Origin of the sequence: Marinobacter sp. M5B (assembly GCF_042604615.1) — a bacterium.
In the GTDB taxonomy this organism is placed as follows: Bacteria; Pseudomonadota; Gammaproteobacteria; order Pseudomonadales; family Oleiphilaceae; genus Marinobacter; species Marinobacter salarius.
In genome coordinates, this window is record NZ_CP156894.1 from 1,149,695 (window position 1) to 1,167,116 (window position 17,422).

Genomic DNA, 17,422 nt, shown 5'->3' on the forward strand with positions numbered 1-17,422 from the left:
TTATCAGGCCGCAAGTTTAACAGCTCCCGCGTGAATTCACATGACGTTGGTGTCATGCGCAGGGGGCAAAGAGAGGGATGTGTGAACTCAGAAAGCGAGCTGCCGGAACAGGCTGGCACCCTGTATATCGTTGCCACACCAATTGGCAACCTGGACGATCTGTCTCCCAGGGCCGCGGCGGTTTTGTCGCGGGTGGCCGTGATTGCCGCCGAGGATACACGGCATAGTGGCCGGCTATTGCAGCACTTGGGTATCAGCAAGCCAATGATGGCCTTGCACGAACACAATGAGCGGGACAGGGCTGGCCAGGTTCTGGACAAGCTTGCGGCCTGCCAGGATGTGGCTCTGATTTCCGATGCGGGGACGCCGCTGATCTCTGATCCGGGCTTTGTGCTGGTAAGGGAGGCTCGGGCTCGGGGTTATCGGGTTACTCCGGTGCCTGGTGCCTGTGCGCTCATTTCGGCGTTGAGCGCGGCAGGGCTGCCGACGGATCGGTTTTTGTTCGAGGGTTTTCTGCCCTCCAAGTCCGGAGCGCGCAAGGCTGCCCTGGACCGCCTGTCGAGGGAATCCGCCACATTGGTGTTTTACGAGTCGCCCCACCGTATTGTCGATACGGTGGGGGGTATTGCGGAGGTGATGGGAGCAGAGCGAGAGCTCGTGCTGGCCCGGGAGCTGACCAAAACGTTCGAGACTTTCTATGCAGGGGCGGCGGCCCATGTCAGGCAAACTCTGGAGGCGGACCCCCATGGCAGTCGCGGCGAGTTCGTGGTGATGGTGCGTGGCGCGAGCGCAGAGGAGTTGTCGGTGGGGGCGGCAGAGGCGGACCGGGTGTTGGCGTTGCTGCTGACAGAGTTGCCGGTCAAAAAGGCGGCGAAGCTGGCATCGGAGTTAACCGGAATCTCCAAGAATGAGCTGTATCAGCGAGCGTTGTCTCTGAAGGCCTGATCTCAGGAAGTCACTGGTTCGCGGTTTTTCTTGCCTGCCGCTGCAGGCTGGAGTATGGTCTCGCCCGAGCTCGCCAGACAGTCGCCGCCGGTTTTACCGGGGGAGGAAAGTCCGGGCTCCACAGGGCAAGGTGCCAGGTAACGCCTGGGCGGCGCGAGCCGACGGAAAGTGCAACAGAAAGTATACCGCCTAAGTGGCCGTGACATGTTCGCGGGCACCGGTAAGGGTGAAACGGTGCGGTAAGAGCGCACCGCGTGACTGGCAACAGTTCACGGCGATGGTAAACCCCACCTGGAGCAAGACCAAATAGGAATCCTATGGCGCGGCCCGCGCTGGATTCGGGTAGGTCGCTTGAGGCATGCGGTGACGCAGGCCCTAGATGAATGACTGTCCCAGACAGAACCCGGCTTACCGGCGAGCTCATTTTTATTTCTCCGCTTGATGTGACATTTGTCATTCTCACCAGCAAGCTTTTATAGCCAAAAAATCTTAGAGTTCACTTGCCATCTTCAGAACTGACTGCAGGTGATTGATTTTTAGGTTTTTCTTTTCCGTAATCTCCAGCTTTTGACCAGTCTTGTTCTGTAACCTCTTGTCGTGAAAGGAACTTTTCCGGGTGTGGCGCTGTTCGCGGCGCTTGCATTGTGTATTGCGTGTTTCTATAGTGTGCACAAGTGGGAAAAAGTGGTTTCTAGTGGTTATTTGTGGTTTCTGAACCCCGGAATTGGTGCTAATGAGCAATTTTCTTGGCAGTCATGCCATCAATATGGATGCGAAGGGTCGCTTGGCGATCCCCGCCAGGGTGCGCGAAGAGCTTGCGCATGCCTGCAGTGGTCGCATTGTATTGACGGCCAATGCCGATGAAGAGCGCTGTTTGCTGATGTATCCGGAACCGCAGTGGGAGGCATTAAGGCCACAAATTGAAGCACTTCCCAATATGAATAAAGCTGCCCGCAGGTTGCAGCGATTGCTGCTGGGCCATGCCACGCCTTTGGAGCTGGACTCGGCGGGGCGCATTCTGGTGCCACCCACGTTGCGCAGTTATGCGCGCCTGGAGAAGAAATTGATGCTGATTGGTCAGGGCAAGAAGTTGGAGCTTTGGAGCGAAGAGCGTTGGTTCGCTTGGCTTGACGAGTCATCGGATGAAGACGAGATGCCGCCGGAAATGGAGGCGTTGTCGCTATGACAGCCGGCCGCGGGCAGGAGCCTGCCGGTCAGTACCGGCACCGTTCCGTGCTCCTGGACTCGGCGGTGGACTTGCTGGTCAACGATCCGGATGGCGTTTATATCGATGGCACCTTTGGTCGCGGAGGTCACAGCCGGCTGATTCTGGGGCGGCTCGGGCAGGGCGGAAAGGTGTTGGGTATCGACAAGGATCCGGACGCAATTCAGGTGGCCCGAGACCTGTCGGCGAGCGATGCTCGGTTTCAGCCATTTCACGGCTCGTTTGCGGAACTGGGCGCTGCCGCTGAAGCCCAGGGGTGGATGAAGGTTAATGGTGTTTTGCTGGATCTTGGTGTTTCATCCCCGCAGCTGGACGATGCCGCCAGGGGGTTCAGCTTTATGCGCGATGGGCCACTGGATATGAGAATGGACCCCGGGCAGGCGCCAAGTGCGGCGCAATGGTTGGCCGAGGCGGACGAAAAAGACATCGCGAACGTGATCTGGCGATACGGCGAGGAGAAATTCTCCCGCCGTATCGCTCGTCTTGTTGTGGAGCGGCGTAAGGAGGCGCCGCTGGAAACAACGCGTCAACTGGCGTCGTTGGTCAGTGAGGCGGTGCCGAAAAAAGAAAAGCACAAGCACCCGGCCACCCGGACGTTCCAGGCAATCCGGATCTTTATCAACCGGGAGCTGGAAGATCTGGAGCTTGGGCTCAATGCCGCTGTTGAAAAGCTGATGCCCGGTGGAAGGCTGGTGGTTATCAGCTTCCATTCGTTGGAGGACCGGCTGGTCAAACGCTTTATGCGGGACTTGGCGCGCGGGCCGAGATTGCCAAAAGGCGTGCCGGTGACGGCGGAGCAGGAAGCATCGGCGTTTCGGTTGATCGGCAAGGCGAACAAGGCGGATACAGAAGAAGTGAGCGACAACGTGCGGGCGAGGAGCGCGGTTATGCGTGTACTTGAACGGATACCGGAACAACACAAGTTAGGGAGCGCGTAATCATGGGCGCGGTAGCGATTGAACAGCCAACAAAAACAGCGCGACTGAACAGGAAGCGTGTCAGGGACGGCGTTGCCACTGCGGTCAGGTTGTCGAACCAGGTCTTTACCGCACTTCAGCAGAAGCGCGTGTTGATCACCGTGGGTTTGGTGATGCTGTTGATTGTGTCCTCGCTGGGCGTTGTTGTCAGTGCCCACGAGAACCGTGAATTGTTCAACTCCTTATCTCAGCTGCAGGAACAGCGTGACAACTACCAGCGTGAGTGGAGTCAGTTGTTGCTGGAGCAGAGTGCTTTGAGTGCCCACGGACGGGTAGAGCAACTGGCCTCCGAGCGTTTCGGAATGGTCGTGCCAGGCAAACAGGATATCGTTCTGGTGCCGTTGATGGCGCCGCTCGTCGGGTCGCGTTAAGCGAAAACAACAAACCGTAAGGTGAAGACAGTGTCGGACCAGGGAAAAACAGCAACATGGGGCCAGCGACTGGCTGCCGGGCTTGGGGCCTGGCGGTACGGCACCGTGTTGGGCGTTTTTCTGTTGGTTGTCGGTGCCCTTGCCTGGCGGTTGGTGGATCTGCATGTGGTGGACAACGAGTTCCTGCGTAAGCAGGGCGATGTGCGCACCATTCGGGTGGAGAGCATCGATGCCCATCGTGGTGTAGTGACGGACCGGCACGGCGAATCACTGGCGGTGAGCACTCCAGTCCAGACCATCTGGGCGAATCCGTCCGAGATCGACGCGGATGAGCCGCGACTGACGAATGTTGCTCGCCTGTTGGGCCTTCAGGAGGCCAGGCTGCGCGAGCGGCTGCGTAAGTATTCGGGCCGCGAGTTTATTTACCTGCGCCGTAAGCTTCAGCCAGAAATTGCTCGGCAGGTGCTGGCAATGGGTATTCCGGGTGTGTACAGCCGCCAGGAGTACCGTCGTTACTATCCCGCTGGAGAGGTGACGGCTCATGTGGTCGGGTTTACGAATATCGATGAAAGCGGTCAGGAAGGTATCGAGCTGGCCTACAACCAGTGGCTGAGTGGTGAAAGTGGTCGCAAGAGGGTGCTCAAGGACAACCGTGGCCGTGTGATCAAGGATCTGACGTTGATCCGCGACGCGAAGCCTGGTCGCAACCTCGAACTCAGCATTGATTTGCGGCTCCAGTATCTGGCTTATCGGGAGCTGAAAGCCGTTGTCGGCGCGCACGACGCCAGGGGTGGCACTCTGGTGATGCTGGACGTGGACACCGGCGAGGTATTGGCCATGGTGAATCAGGGCTCCTACAACCCCAACGACCGCAGCCAACTGAGCCCCGACCGTTTACGGAACAAGGCCATTACCGATCTGTTTGAGCCGGGGTCCACGATGAAGCCTGTTTCCATGGCTGCAGCACTGGAATCGGGGAAGTTCAAGGCTTCCAGCACCATAGACACAGCGCCGGGGTACCGGCGCTTTGGTCGTTTCACGATTCGTGATCACCGGAATTATGGGGTCATCAGCCTGACTGACGTGATTGCGAAATCCAGCAACGTCGGCATTAGCAAGATCGCCACCGAGTTGGGTGGTGACACTATCCGCGATCTTTATGCCCGCCTGGGGTTGGGCCAGCCTACCGGTATCGGGTTCCCCGGTGAGGCTGTTGGCGTGTTGCCGGCACCACCAAAGTGGCGCCCCGTCGAAGAGGCAACCCTGTCTTATGGGTATGGCATGAGCGTCAATGCGCTTCAGCTGGCGCAGGCATACATGGTTCTGGCCAATGGCGGAATTCGCTACCCGTTGAGTCTGTTGAAGGCCGATGAAAAACCCGTTGGGGAACGAGTTCTTTCCGAAGAAGTCTCATTCCAGATCAGGGAAATGTTGCGAGAGGTGGTCGAGAACGGTACCGGAAAGCGCGCTCAACCGGGATTCTATTCCGCCGGTGGTAAAACCGGCACGGTACACCTGGTGGGTAAGAATGGGTATGAGGATAGCCAGTACAAGGCGATATTTGCCGGTATGGCTCCCATCGACAATCCGCGGATTGTCACAGTCGTGGCTGTCGATGCACCCCAGTCCGGCGAATACTACGGTGGCGAAGTGGCTGCACCCGTATTCGCCCGGGTGATGGGAGATGCATTGCGGCTGCTGAACGTAAAGCCGGAACTGGAGCTGGGCGACGCAAAGGCGCCGCGTCTGGCATCCGGGGAGCGGGGTTAGGGTTATGTGTATTACATCACTCAGCACCTTGTTGCAGGGAATCGCACCGGTACCGTCGGTGTTTGATGTCACAATCCACGGCCTGAAGACCGACAGCCGTGACGTCAGGTCGGGCGACGCGTTCGTTGCCCTGGCCGGTGCCCGAACACCCGCCGACCACTACATCGAACAGGCGATCGGTGCAGGTGCCACGGTAATCCTGTTGGAGTCAGCGCAGCCGGATGAATGCTACGAGCATGAAGGTGTTCTTATCGTTCCGGTGACGATGTTGCGCGCTCACCTCGGGAAGCTCGCGGATCGATTTTTCGAGCATCCCTCCCAACGATTGCGCCTGATTGGCGTGACCGGGACGAATGGCAAAACGTCGGTAAGCCATTACATAGCGACATTGCTACAGGAAACCGGCACACCATGCGGCGTTATCGGCACCCTCGGCTATGGTATGCCTGGTGCGCTGCAGGAAGGTACACACACCACGCCGGATGTCGTGCAGGTAAACCGCGTACTGTCGAAAATCATCGCCCAGGGTGGACGCGCGGCGGCGATGGAAGTCTCTTCACACGCACTCGAACAGGGGCGGGTCGACAACCTGACCATGACCGGCGCGGTGTTTACCAATCTTACCCGGGACCACCTGGACTACCACGGTTCCATGGATGCTTACGGAGCGGCGAAGGCCCGTCTTTTTCATCGCGAAGAGCTGCATTTCGCGGTCATCAACTTCGATGATCCGTTTGGAAGGCAGCTCTATGAGAAGCTTGATGGCAAATGTGATCGTGTCCGTTACAGCTTGCACGAAGCCCAGACCGAACTCTGGCTGACGGAATTCGCACCGTCCATTGACGGTTTTAGTGCCAGCGTAGACGGGCTTTGGGGCCGGTTTAATGTGTCCGCCCGGGTACTGGGAAGCTTTAACGTCAGCAATATTCTGGCGGCCATGGCAGCCGTGCTCAGCCTGGGTGTGCCGGTAGAGCGGGTTCAGCAAGCGGTTGAGCGGTTGTCGCCCCCACCAGGACGGCTGGAGCCCTTCGCCGGCAGTAACGATGTGCGCGTTGTTGTGGATTACGCCCATACCCCGGATGCCCTGAACAGTGCACTTGCCGCCTTGCGCCCGCATGTTGGCGGGCGGCTTTTCTGTGTATTCGGCTGTGGCGGCGACCGCGACACCGGTAAGCGGCCAGAGATGGGCCGGGAAGCAGAAAAAGGGGCCGATGTCGTGATCGTGACGGACGACAATCCGCGCAGTGAAGACCCGGATGCCATTACCGCCGACATCGTTGCCGGATTCGAGCGCCCGGAACAGGTCGCGGTTATCCATGATCGTGCTGAGGCGATTCGCCAGGCCATTCATTCTGCTGTGGCAGGAGACATTGTACTGATTGCCGGAAAGGGCCACGAGGCGTGGCAGGAAGTGGCAGGCCAGAGATTTCCGTTCAGCGACGCTGAACAGGTGCGGCATGCGCTGTCGCTGAACGGGGGTGTCGCATGATGCAGTCATTCGCGCTGGCCGATGCCGTCAACTGGCTTGGCGGTACTGTGGCAGTGGGCGATCTGGAAGGCTTGAAGTTTGACGGTGTCTCGACCGACACGCGCCGAATCGCCAGCGGAGACGTGTTCGTGGCGCTTCGGGGTGAGAACTTCGACGGGCACGATTATCTGGCTGTGGCTGAGAAGGCTGGAGCCGTGGCTGCTGTTGTAGACAAGGCAGACCCGAGCCTGGGGCTTCCGCAGATCCGGGTTTCGGACACGGTAGACGCATTGGCACAACTGGCCCTGGCCAATCGCAATGCCAGCACCGCGCGTTTTGTGGCGATCACCGGTAGCAGCGGTAAGACCACGGTACGCGAAATGGTGGCCGCGATTCTTTCGCAGGTAGGCAATACCCTTGCCACCGAGGGCAACCTTAATAACCACATTGGCGTTCCCCTGACGCTGTTCAGGTTGTCACCGGAACACCAACTGGGCGCGATAGAACTCGGAGCCAGCGGCCTGGGGGAAATAGCCCACACCGTCAATATTGTTCGGCCGGAGGTGGTCATCCTCACCAACGCCGGGCAGGCACATCTGGAAGGGTTTGGCGGTTATGACAACGTGGTGCGTGCAAAGGGTGAAATCATTGATGGCGCGCCAGCATCCGGTCTTGTGGTGCTGAACAGTGATGACCCGGCCTTCGATCTATGGCGTCAGCGGGCGGGCCAGCGTCGGGTCGCAGGTGTCAGTGGCCGGGCAAGTGAAGGGGCTGATTACGTCCCCGAAGATATCAGCAGCGATGGCGATGTCCGGCAGTTTCGTGCACAGGGGCCGGACGGCTGGTCTTGTGACATCCGCCTTTCCCTGCAGGGCGAGCACAATATCACCAATGCATTGTTGGCGATTGCCGCTGCTCGCGAGTTGGGTGCAGGCGATGAGGCGATAAAGACGGGGCTGGCGGCTTTGAAGCCGGTAAAGGGGCGCCTGCAAATGATGGCGCTGACACCGAAACTGACCGTCATCGACGACAGCTACAACGCCAACCCTGCCTCCATGAAAGCTGCTTTGGATGTGTTGGCTGCGCGACCGGCCGGCCGTGTGGCTGTGTTGGGGGCGATGGCTGAGTTAGGGCAGGACAGCTTAGTTCTGCACAGGGAGGTTGGTGAATTCGCGAGGGCGAAGGGCATCGAAAGACTGATCGCTGTGGGTCCTGGCTGTGAAGGATATGTTGAGGGTTTCGGAGACGCCGCTGAGGTGTGTGCGAGCCATGACGACGCCGTGCGTCGTCTGTTTGAGGGGCCTGCCGAGTCACAGACGGTACTGGTCAAGGGTTCTCGCAGTTCCGCCATGGATCGCGTGGTGGAGGGAATACAAGAAAAGGTGGGTAACGCATGCTGCTCTGGCTGACAGAGGCTCTTTCACAGTACTTTTCCGCGCTGACGGTTTTCCAGTACCTGACCGTCAGGGGGATCTTCGGGGTGTTGACGGCCCTTTTGATTTCCCTGCTGATCGGCCCGGTGATGATTCGCAAACTCAGCCAATACCAGATCGGGCAGGCGGTTCGTGACGACGGCCCACAAACGCATCTGAGCAAAGCCGGCACGCCGACCATGGGTGGTGCGCTGATTCTGGTAGCCGTCGGGGTCAGCTCATTGCTGTGGGCGGACCTGAGTAATCGGTATGTCTGGGTGGCGATTCTGGTCACGCTTTTGTTCGGTGCGATTGGCTGGGTGGACGACTACCGCAAAGTGGTGGAGCGCAATCCGAGGGGACTGCCTGCTCGCTGGAAATATTTCTGGCAGTCAGTGATCGGTGCGACGGCGGCGGTCGTGTTGTTCATGAGTTCCGCACTGCCCCAGGAAACGTCGCTCTACGTGCCATTTTTCAAGAACGTATCGCTGACCCTGGGGCCGGTGCTGTTCATCTTGTTGAGCTATTTCGTGATTGTGGGCAGCAGCAACGCGGTGAACCTGACCGATGGCCTGGACGGGCTGGCCATTATGCCGACGGTGATGGTGGCGGCGGCGCTAGGCATCTTCGCATACGTGTCTGGCCATGCTCAGTTCGCCGATTATTTGCTGATTCCTCATTTGCCGGGCACCGGTGAGTTGATTGTATTTTGTGGCGCGCTCGTGGGTGCCGGCCTGGGATTTCTGTGGTTCAACACCTATCCGGCCCAGGTGTTCATGGGGGATGTGGGCGCGTTGGCGCTTGGCGCGGCGCTGGGTGTCGTGGCCGTGATCGTACGGCAGGAAATCGTATTGTTCATCATGGGCGGCGTGTTCGTTATGGAAACCGTCTCCGTGATTCTGCAGGTGGCGTCCTTCCGGCTTACCGGCCGGCGGATATTCCGCATGGCGCCGCTGCATCATCATTTTGAACTGAAGGGCTGGCCGGAGCCGCGCGTTATCGTGCGCTTCTGGGTTGTCACTGTCGTGTTAGTACTGGTTGGCCTGGCCAGCCTGAAACTGAGATAGGGAAGCAAAGCACCATGGGTGTCATCGTTTCAGATCGTCGAACGCTGGTTGTGGGGCTCGGTAAAACCGGGCTCTCCTGCGTGCGCTATCTGTGCGAAAAAGGCCGCGATGTTGCCGTGGCTGATAGCCGCCTGTCGCCGCCCGGCCTGGATGAGCTCAGGGCCGAATGGCCGCACCTGCCCGTGTACCTGGGGGAGTTTGATGCCGACCTGTTTGCCGGCTTTAACGAACTGGTGGTCAGCCCCGGGATCAGTATTGCCGAACCGGCCATTCGGGGGGCGGCCGACAAAGGGGCTGTCATTCGCGGTGACATTGACCTGTTCTCGGAAGTAGCGGACGCGCCGATCATCGGCATTACGGGGTCCAATGGTAAAACCACGGTGACCACGCTGGTCGGAGAGATGGCGAGGGCCGCTGGCCGCCGAGTGGAAGTCGGCGGCAATATCGGCACTCCGGCGCTGGAGCTGCTTGGTCGCGGTGCCGACCTCTATGTCCTGGAGTTATCGAGCTTCCAGCTCGAAACCACCCGGGAACTGAATGCCCTGGCGGCCACGGTGCTGAACGTCAGCGATGATCACATGGATCGCTACCCGGACAAGATGGCCTATTTCCAGGCCAAACAACGAATTTTCAACGGCTGCCAGAACGCCGTGGTCAATCTGGACGATGCCCTGAGCACGCCCATGGCGAGGGACAACCTCCGGTTCCTGTGTTTCGGTTTTCACCGTGTTAACCCGGATACGTTCAGTACCCGCGATGACGATGAAGGCACCTGGATTACCTTCGGCTTTGACAATCTGCTGTTGGCCGAGGAATTGGGCCTGATGGGCCAGCACAATATCAGCAATGTGATGGCGGCGCTGGCACTTGGACACGCTGCCGGATTACCGATGGACGTGATGCTAGACACTGCCAAGCGTTTCAAGGGGCTGCCGCATCGGTGCGAATTCGTTCGGCGGGTGAGTGATGTCGACTACATCAATGACTCCAAGGGCACCAATGTGGGAGCGACGGCCGCCGCCATTGAAAGCTTGGTGCCAGCGGGTGGAAAGATCGTGTTGATTGCCGGTGGTGAAGGCAAGGGCGCTGATTTCTCATTGCTCGCTGAACCCGTGGCAACTCATTGTCGCGCGGTTGTACTGATCGGCGCTGATGCTGGGACCATCGCCACCGCCTTGGGTAATCGGGTGGAGACGGTCAACGCCGCTGACATCGCAGGCGCTGTCCATACGGCAAAAAAGCTGGCCCAACCGGGTGACCGGGTGCTGTTGTCACCTGCGTGTGCCAGTTTCGACATGTTCCGCGACTACGGGGATCGTGGCGATCGTTTCCGTCAACAGGTGGAGGGGCTGTTGTAATGCACGCTGACCTGTCCCTCACCGGTCATCACGGTCTGTTCCGTGATCTGCGCCCGCTGCCCCTACTGATCATCAGTTCCGCTGCGTTGCTGGTCATGGGCATTGTGATGATTTCTTCCGCCTCCATGGACATGGCGGCGGAAACCATGGGCAACAGTTACCACTATGTGATCCGTCAGCTCATTTTTGCCGGCATCGGCTGCGTACTTGCGCTGATTGCCGTCAACGTGCCGATCTCCTGGTGGGAGCGCAGCGGGTGGCTGTTGCTCGGGGTCGGTTTGCTGTCCCTGCTTCTGGTGCTGACGCCCCTCGGGCGTACGGTGAATGGCTCCACCCGCTGGATCTCGTTCGGGCTGTTCAATGTTCAGGTGTCGGAAATTGCCAAGCTTTGCCTGATTGCCTATCTGGCCGGCTACGTCGTGCGTCGTCGGGATGAGTTGCTAAACACCTGGCCTGGGTTCCTCAAGCCGTTGGGCGTGCTGGGTATTGCCTCGGTGCTGCTGGTTATCGAGCCGGACTTCGGCGCCACGGTGGTACTGGTTGCTGCATCAGCCGGCATGATTTTCCTGAGTGGCGTCCGGCTTAGCCGGTTTATGCCGCTGATTGGCGTGTTGGTGGTGATGGGCTCCGTGCTGGTATTCACCCAGCCCTACCGGTTGAAGCGGGTTGTGAGTTACCTCGACCCCTGGAAAGACCAGTTTGATACCGGCTACCAGCTAACCCAGTCGCTGATTGCGTTCGGTCGTGGCGACTGGGCGGGTACCGGGTTGGGGAATTCGGTACAGAAACTGTTCTATCTGCCGGAGGCCCACACCGACTTTATCTTCGCGATCATTGCGGAAGAATTCGGGTTGTTGGGGTCGCTGATGGTCCTGGGCCTGTTCACCGTATTGGTGGTGACCGGATTTGTGATTGCGAGAAGGGCCGAGAAAGCGGGCATGCCATTCGCCGCGTGCTTCTCCTATGGCATTACTTTGCTGATTGGCTTGCAGGCCGGTATCAATATGGCGGTCAGTACGGGCCTACTGCCTACCAAAGGACTGACCTTGCCGCTTGTGAGCTATGGCGGTTCCAGCCTGATGATTACCGCTGTCTGCATTGGTGTGCTGGCACGGGTGGAGATGGAGAGGCTGGACCGCGAAAAACTGGCCAGCGAAAAGACCCGTAAACCAGCGGCCAGGGGAGGTGCGGTTTATGACTGATAAACGGCGCTTTCTGATGATGGCCGGTGGCACCGGTGGCCATGTTTTCCCTGCCCTGGCAACGGCGAGACAGCTGCAGGACAAGGGGCATGAGGTTTTCTGGTTGGGTTCTCGTGGTGGTATGGAAGAGCGACTGATCGGCGAAACCGACATACCACTGTCGCTGATCCAGGTCTCTGGGCTGAGGGGCAAGGGTCGCCTGGCTTTGTTGATGGCGCCGTTCCGGCTGATGCGCGCTCTTGGCCAGGCCTTTACGATCGTTCGCACCATCCGCCCACATTGCGTCATCGGCATGGGTGGCTTTGTGACCGGTCCTGGCGGTCTCTCCGCCTGGCTGAATCGGGTGCCGCTGGTAATTCACGAGCAGAATGCCATTGCCGGAATGACCAACCGCATTCTGGTGCGCTTCGCTCATACCGTGTTGGAGGCCTTTCCCGGGAGCTTCGGCACGACTGTGGTAACCCGCTGTACCGGCAACCCGGTCAGGCAGGACCTGGCCGAGCTCGCCGAACCCGATCAGCGGATGTCCGGCCGGGCGGGTGCGCTGCGGTTACTGGTGGTGGGCGGCAGCCTTGGTGCCCAGGTGTTCAATCGCACGTTGCCGGAGGCACTGGCTCAGCTGCCGGAAGCTGAACGGCCAACGGTGCGCCATCAGTGTGGCGAGAAAAATATCGAGGAAGCCGGTGATGCCTACCGTGACCACGGCGTGGATGCATCGGTGGAGCCGTTTATCAAAGACATGGCAGAGGCCTACGGCTGGGCCGACATTGTGCTCTGCCGGTCTGGTGCGCTCACCGTTTCTGAGTTGTGTGTTGCCGGTGTGGGCGCCGTGCTGGTGCCGTTCCCCCATGCCGTGGACGACCACCAGACCCGGAACGCACAGCAAATGGTTAATGCGAAAGGCGCCATCCTGATCCCGCAGCCAAAGCTGTCGGCCGATCTGCTGGCGGAAACCCTGACCGATCTCGGCAAGGACCGCCGCCGGATTCTGGACATGGCGAAGGCCGCAAAGACGCTGGCTCGCCCCGATGCAACGGAGAGAGTCGTGAATTACTGTTTGGAGGCCGCAAATGGCTGAATCCACAAATCCCCCGCTGGTCTATCAGGTGCCCGAGATGCGCCGTATCCGCAATATTCATTTTGTGGGGATTGGCGGTGCTGGCATGAGCGGTATTGCCGAGGTCCTGAAGAACCAGGGCTACGATGTGTCCGGCTCTGACATTCGTGAGAGTGTCGTGACAGACCGGCTGACCGGCATGGGCGTTGAGGTGTTCATCGGGCATCGTGAGGAGAACAGTGCCAGTGCTGACGTGGTTGTGGTGTCGTCTGCGGTAACAGGTGATAACCCGGAAGTATCGGCGGCTCGCAGCCGACGGGTGCCGATCGTGCCCCGTGCAGAAATGCTGGCGGAGATCATGCGCTATCGCCATGGCATTGCCGTGGCTGGCACTCACGGTAAAACCACCACCACCAGTCTGATTGCATCGGTTCTGGGAGAGGCTGGCCTGGATCCCACCTTTGTGATTGGTGGCAAGCTCAATAGCGCCGGAACCAACGCGCAGCTTGGCGGCTCCCGCTATCTGGTGGCTGAGGCCGATGAAAGCGATGCCTCATTCCTTCACCTGACGCCAGTGATCTCGGTGGTGACCAACATTGAAGCCGACCATATGGACACCTATGGCGGAGACGTTGGGCGCCTGAAACAGACATTCGTGGATTTCCTCCACAACTTGCCGTTTTACGGCGTTGCGGTGATGTGTGTGGATGACGGCTTTGTGCAGGAAATCATCCCCAGGATTTCCCGCGCCATCATTACCTATGGCATCGATAATCCGGATGCCGACTACCGGGCGGAAAACATTGAATCCGATGGCCTTCGGACTCGGTTTGTCGTTCGCCGCCCGGGTGGCCGTAGTGATTTGGACGTTGAACTGAAAATGCCCGGTCGCCACAACGTACTGAATGCCCTGGCGGCTATTGCCGTGGCCACTGATGAGGGCGTGGATGATGCCGCCATCTGTCGGGGTCTTGCAGGTTTTGCCGGGGTTGGACGCCGGTTCCAGGTCTACGGTGATTACAACACCCGCAAAGGCACTGTCACCTTGATTGATGACTATGGGCACCACCCCACGGAAGTGGAGGCCGTTATCCGGGCGGCCCGTGATGCCTGGCCGGATCGCAGGCTGGTCATGCTTTATCAGCCTCACCGCTACACCCGTACCCGGGATCTCTATGAGGATTTCGTCAGGGTACTCTCGGAAGTGGACGGGCTGTTGCTGATGGACGTGTATTCAGCGGGTGAGCCGGCGATACCGGGTGCGGATGGTCGTGCATTGTGTCGCAGCCTGCGGCAGCGAGGCAGCGTGGAGCCGCTTTTTGTGGAAGAAAACGGAGAGATCGAAGCCCTGCTTGCCAACACGTTACAGGACGGCGATCTGCTGATTACACAGGGCGCGGGTGATATAGGCGGAGTGGCTGCGCGACTGGCAGCCGCAGGAGTGATTGCGGATGAGTGAGATGGCCAGGACTGTAGATTCACAAGGTTATCAGGCCGATCCGGAGACGCTGAAGGCACTGGGACGGGTGGCTGTCTTTATGGGCGGTGATTCCGCCGAGCGTGAAGTGTCACTGAAAAGCGGACAGGCAGTACTGTCGGCACTGGTATCCGCCGGAGTCGACGCCTATGCCGTGGATGTACGCGGTTGTTTGCTGAAAACCGTGGAAGAGCCTGAGTTTGATCGGGTTTTCATTGCCCTGCACGGGCGCGGCGGGGAAGACGGCACGATTCAGGCCATCCTGTCCCAGGCCGGTATTCCCTTTACGGGAAGTGACGTTCTGGCCTCTGCGCTTGCCATGGACAAGCTGCGCAGCAAATACGTGTTTGAAGGCTGCGGACTGCCAACTCCGAAATTCCGTGCCATGGGGTCCGTGGAGGAAGCCGGCAGCCTAGTACAGTCGCTGTCGTTGCCGCTGAGCGTAAAACCCTCGCGGGAAGGCTCCAGCATTGGCATTCGCAAGGTGAACAGTGAACAGGAGCTGGTTGAAGCATATACGCAGGCGGCCGCGCTGGACCCTCTGGTTCTCGTCGAAGAATGGATTGAAGGCCCCGAATTTACCGTCAGCCTTCTGCAGGATCAGGCGCTGCCGGCCATTGGCTTGAGTACAGACCACGTTTTCTATGACTACGACGCCAAGTACCTGGCCGACGACACCCGCTACCAGATCCCCTGCGGGCTGGACCCGGACAGCGAGCTGAAGCTCCAGCATCTGGCATTGGATGCGTTCAGGGTGCTCGGCTGCCGAACCTGGGGCCGGGTAGACATAATGCAGGACCGCCAGGGTGAGTTCTGGATTCTGGAAGTGAACACAGTCCCTGGAATGACTGACCACAGTCTGGTGCCCATGTCGGCTAGGGCGGCCGGTATCAGTTTCGAGGAACTGGTGGTGAGGATCCTCATGGACACCTTGGAGGCAGGCGATGCTTGAAAAGCTGCTGATCCGGAGCCGGGCGGTACCGTCCGACCCACCGAAGCGCAGGGGAGCTACCTCTCTTGGGCCTGAGCGGGACCGGTTTGGTTTGCTGAGAGCTGTATTGTCCGCCGTGCCCTGGGGGCAGGCGCTCATGGGAGCGGGTATTGTCCTGCTGGCGGCATTGGTTCCCTGGGGAACCAGCGAAGTGCTGAGCGCCATGGATCGTCAGGTCATGGCCATCGACGTGAAGGGCGAACTGGTGGGTGAAAACCGTACAGCGCTGGAGCGCAGTGCGGGCAAGTGGATAGGGCGGAGTTTCTTTGCCACCGATCTCTCTGACATCAAGGAGAGCCTGGAGCAGCGCCCATGGGTGGAGTCTGCAGCGGTCAAGCGCGTATGGCCGGACCGGCTGCAGATCGACGTTCGTGAGAAAAAGCCACTGGCGTACTGGAACAGCAACCGGCTGGTGAGCCGCAACGGAGAACTGTTTGCGCCGCCTAACCCCGAAGTGGCCGGGCGACTGCCTCGGCTGGCTGGCCCGGATGAGCGTGTGAAGGAAGTGATTGATATGGCAAGGACCATGTCGGATACGCTCACCGGTCATAATCTCGGGTTTGCCGGGTTGAGTCTTGAACAGCGCGGTGCCTGGACGCTGACCCTTGCCAACGGCATCGAAGTGGTTCTGGGCAGGGATCAGGTTGAGGCGCGTTTTGAACGCTTTGTCACGGTTTATCAGGAACGGCTGGCGTCGCGTTCAGACGAAGTCAGACGGGTGGATGCCCGCTACAGCAATGGGGTGGCGGTTCAGTGGAAGCCGTCAGAAACGGCCTCGCGGACAAAATCATAGCAACGCTAAATTCAGACCTACGGTTTGGTGGAACACATGTCATCGGTTGAAACGGAAAACATGATTGTCGGCCTCGATATCGGAACCTCGAAAGTGGTTGCGATCGTCGGCAAGCGCAAAATGGACGGGACCATTGAGGTGGTGGGTATCGGTTCCCATCCCTCCCGCGGGCTCAAGCGTGGCGTGGTGGTCAATATCGAAACCACGGTCCAGGCGATACAGCGTGCGGTGGAAGAAGCCGAACTGATGGCGGGTTGCCGGATTCACTCGGTCTACGCGGGTATTGCCGGCAGCCATATCAAGAGCCTCAACTCCCACGGCATTGTAGCGATCCGTGACCGGGAGGTGACCCAGGCTGACATTGACCGGGTGATTGACGCCGCCCAGGCGGTGGCGATTCCGGCGGACCAGAAGATCCTTCACATACTGCCGCAGGAGTTTGTGATCGACAGCCAGGAGGGCATCAAGGAGCCCATGGGAATGTCCGGCGTTCGCCTGGAAGCCAAGGTTCACCTCGTCACCTGTGCGGTGAACGCCGCCCAGAACATCGAAAAATGCGTGAAGCGCTGCGGCCTGGAAGTGGATGACATCATCCTGGAGCAGTTGGCCTCCAGTCACGCCATCCTCACCGAGGATGAAAAGGAACTGGGTGTCTGCGTGGTGGATATTGGCGGTGGTACCACCGATATCGCGGTGTTCACCGGTGGTGCCATTCGGCACACGGCGGTCATTCCTATCGCTGGTGATCAGGTCACCAACGACATCGCTATGGCCCTGCGGACACCCACGCAGAATGCCGAGGAAATCAAGATCAAGTACGCCTGCGCCTTGACTCAGCTGGCCGGCGCGGATGAAACCATCAAGGTGCCCAGTGTGGGTGACCGGGCGCCACGGGATTTGTCCCGTCAGGCGCTCGCCGAGGTGGTGGAGCCGCGCTACGAAGAGCTGTTCACCCTGGTGCAGTCTGAACTTCGTCGTTCGGGATTCGAAGACCTGATCCCGGCCGGCATCGTGATTACCGGCGGTTCCTCCACCATGGAAGGCGTGGTGGAACTGGCCGAAGAAATCTTCCACATGCCGGTAAGGCTGGCCTGTCCGCAGGCGGTCTCCGGTATGACGGAGGTAGTCAACAACCCCATCTACGCCACGGGCGTTGGGTTGTTGATCCATGGCTTCCGCCAGATGGATCTGGGGCGGGCGCCGGCGCTTAAGGGTGAAGATGCACCCACGCTGTTTGAGCGCATGAAAGCCTGGTTTACCGGTCACTTCTGACGGCGAGCCGGGAGAAGACATACACGAAGGTATCTCG

General features: G+C 59.3%; 15 protein-coding genes and 1 other RNA gene. All 16 read left to right on the forward strand.

Annotated features, from left to right (window positions below):
- Positions 1–54: 54 nt before the first annotated feature.
- The 16 genes from rsmI (at position 55) to ftsA (ending at position 17,385) form a co-directional block, all read left to right on the forward strand.
- Positions 55–945, forward strand: coding sequence for a 16S rRNA (cytidine(1402)-2'-O)-methyltransferase (gene rsmI, locus AAGD24_RS05195; RefSeq protein ID WP_379867302.1), 891 nt, complete (start codon positions 55–57; stop codon positions 943–945).
- A 65-nt stretch (positions 946–1,010) separates the two neighbouring features.
- Positions 1,011–1,372, forward strand: an RNA gene (gene rnpB, locus AAGD24_RS05200) — RNase P RNA component class A.
- Between the two features lie 306 nt (positions 1,373–1,678).
- A complete protein-coding gene (gene mraZ / locus AAGD24_RS05205) occupies positions 1,679–2,131 on the forward strand; it encodes a division/cell wall cluster transcriptional repressor MraZ (RefSeq protein WP_007154587.1) in 453 nt (150 codons plus the stop codon).
- Positions 2,128–3,108, forward strand: coding sequence for a 16S rRNA (cytosine(1402)-N(4))-methyltransferase RsmH (rsmH, locus tag AAGD24_RS05210; RefSeq protein WP_036203728.1), 981 nt, complete (start codon positions 2,128–2,130; stop codon positions 3,106–3,108). The genes mraZ and rsmH overlap by 4 nt, the downstream gene beginning before the upstream one ends.
- A 2-nt stretch (positions 3,109–3,110) precedes the next feature.
- Positions 3,111–3,518, forward strand: a complete 408-nt coding sequence (gene ftsL, locus AAGD24_RS05215; protein ID WP_007154585.1) for a cell division protein FtsL — start codon at positions 3,111–3,113, stop codon at positions 3,516–3,518.
- A gap of 30 nt (positions 3,519–3,548) precedes the next feature.
- Positions 3,549–5,288, forward strand: a complete 1,740-nt coding sequence (locus AAGD24_RS05220; protein ID WP_126810564.1) for a penicillin-binding protein 2 — start codon at positions 3,549–3,551, stop codon at positions 5,286–5,288.
- Between the two features lie 4 nt (positions 5,289–5,292).
- Entirely contained in the window at positions 5,293–6,777 is a 1,485-nt protein-coding gene (locus AAGD24_RS05225) for a UDP-N-acetylmuramoyl-L-alanyl-D-glutamate--2,6-diaminopimelate ligase (protein WP_379866743.1), read from the forward strand.
- The gene (gene murF / locus AAGD24_RS05230; protein ID WP_379866745.1) at positions 6,774–8,165 is read left to right on the forward strand and encodes a UDP-N-acetylmuramoyl-tripeptide--D-alanyl-D-alanine ligase; all 1,392 of its coding nucleotides are present in this window, start codon (positions 6,774–6,776) and stop codon (positions 8,163–8,165) included. The genes AAGD24_RS05225 and murF overlap by 4 nt, the downstream gene beginning before the upstream one ends.
- Positions 8,150–9,235: a phospho-N-acetylmuramoyl-pentapeptide-transferase gene (gene mraY / locus AAGD24_RS05235; RefSeq protein ID WP_007154581.1), complete on the forward strand. Its 1,086-nt coding sequence runs from the start codon at positions 8,150–8,152 to the stop codon at positions 9,233–9,235. Before murF ends, mraY begins: the two co-directional genes overlap by 16 nt.
- Before the next feature lie 14 nt (positions 9,236–9,249).
- Complete coding sequence (murD, locus tag AAGD24_RS05240; protein ID WP_379866747.1) at positions 9,250–10,593, forward strand: UDP-N-acetylmuramoyl-L-alanine--D-glutamate ligase; 1,344 nt, start codon at positions 9,250–9,252, stop codon at positions 10,591–10,593.
- Positions 10,593–11,795, forward strand: a complete 1,203-nt coding sequence (gene ftsW, locus AAGD24_RS05245) for a putative lipid II flippase FtsW (protein ID WP_379866749.1) — start codon at positions 10,593–10,595, stop codon at positions 11,793–11,795. Before murD ends, ftsW begins: the two co-directional genes overlap by 1 nt.
- Entirely contained in the window at positions 11,788–12,873 is a 1,086-nt protein-coding gene (gene murG, locus AAGD24_RS05250; RefSeq protein ID WP_075194897.1) for an undecaprenyldiphospho-muramoylpentapeptide beta-N-acetylglucosaminyltransferase, read from the forward strand. The genes ftsW and murG overlap by 8 nt, the downstream gene beginning before the upstream one ends.
- Positions 12,866–14,311, forward strand: coding sequence for a UDP-N-acetylmuramate--L-alanine ligase (murC, locus tag AAGD24_RS05255; RefSeq protein ID WP_379866751.1), 1,446 nt, complete (start codon positions 12,866–12,868; stop codon positions 14,309–14,311). Before murG ends, murC begins: the two co-directional genes overlap by 8 nt.
- Positions 14,304–15,281, forward strand: a complete 978-nt coding sequence (locus tag AAGD24_RS05260; protein ID WP_075194899.1) for a D-alanine--D-alanine ligase — start codon at positions 14,304–14,306, stop codon at positions 15,279–15,281. The genes murC and AAGD24_RS05260 overlap by 8 nt, the downstream gene beginning before the upstream one ends.
- Positions 15,274–16,113, forward strand: coding sequence for a cell division protein FtsQ/DivIB (locus AAGD24_RS05265; RefSeq protein ID WP_036203755.1), 840 nt, complete (start codon positions 15,274–15,276; stop codon positions 16,111–16,113). The genes AAGD24_RS05260 and AAGD24_RS05265 overlap by 8 nt, the downstream gene beginning before the upstream one ends.
- A 36-nt stretch (positions 16,114–16,149) precedes the next feature.
- Positions 16,150–17,385, forward strand: a complete 1,236-nt coding sequence (ftsA, locus tag AAGD24_RS05270; RefSeq protein ID WP_007154574.1) for a cell division protein FtsA — start codon at positions 16,150–16,152, stop codon at positions 17,383–17,385.
- Positions 17,386–17,422 lie beyond the last annotated feature (37 nt).

Bases quoted from the DNA above. Each gene is read 5' to 3' on its own strand.
- rsmI (WP_379867302.1), top strand. From the start codon at position 55: ATGCGCAGGGGGCAAAGAGAGGGATGTGTGAACTCAGAAAGCGAGCTG.
- mraZ (WP_007154587.1), top strand. From the start codon at position 1,679: ATGAGCAATTTTCTTGGCAGTCATGCCATCAATATGGATGCGAAGGGT.
- rsmH (WP_036203728.1), top strand. From the start codon at position 2,128: ATGACAGCCGGCCGCGGGCAGGAGCCTGCCGGTCAGTACCGGCACCGT.
- ftsL (WP_007154585.1), top strand. From the start codon at position 3,111: ATGGGCGCGGTAGCGATTGAACAGCCAACAAAAACAGCGCGACTGAAC.
- AAGD24_RS05225 (WP_379866743.1), top strand. From the start codon at position 5,293: ATGTGTATTACATCACTCAGCACCTTGTTGCAGGGAATCGCACCGGTA.
- murF (WP_379866745.1), top strand. From the start codon at position 6,774: ATGATGCAGTCATTCGCGCTGGCCGATGCCGTCAACTGGCTTGGCGGT.
- mraY (WP_007154581.1), top strand. From the start codon at position 8,150: ATGCTGCTCTGGCTGACAGAGGCTCTTTCACAGTACTTTTCCGCGCTG.
- murD (WP_379866747.1), top strand. From the start codon at position 9,250: ATGGGTGTCATCGTTTCAGATCGTCGAACGCTGGTTGTGGGGCTCGGT.
- ftsW (WP_379866749.1), top strand. From the start codon at position 10,593: ATGCACGCTGACCTGTCCCTCACCGGTCATCACGGTCTGTTCCGTGAT.
- murG (WP_075194897.1), top strand. From the start codon at position 11,788: ATGACTGATAAACGGCGCTTTCTGATGATGGCCGGTGGCACCGGTGGC.
- murC (WP_379866751.1), top strand. From the start codon at position 12,866: ATGGCTGAATCCACAAATCCCCCGCTGGTCTATCAGGTGCCCGAGATG.
- AAGD24_RS05260 (WP_075194899.1), top strand. From the start codon at position 14,304: ATGAGTGAGATGGCCAGGACTGTAGATTCACAAGGTTATCAGGCCGAT.
- AAGD24_RS05265 (WP_036203755.1), top strand. From the start codon at position 15,274: ATGCTTGAAAAGCTGCTGATCCGGAGCCGGGCGGTACCGTCCGACCCA.
- ftsA (WP_007154574.1), top strand. From the start codon at position 16,150: ATGTCATCGGTTGAAACGGAAAACATGATTGTCGGCCTCGATATCGGA.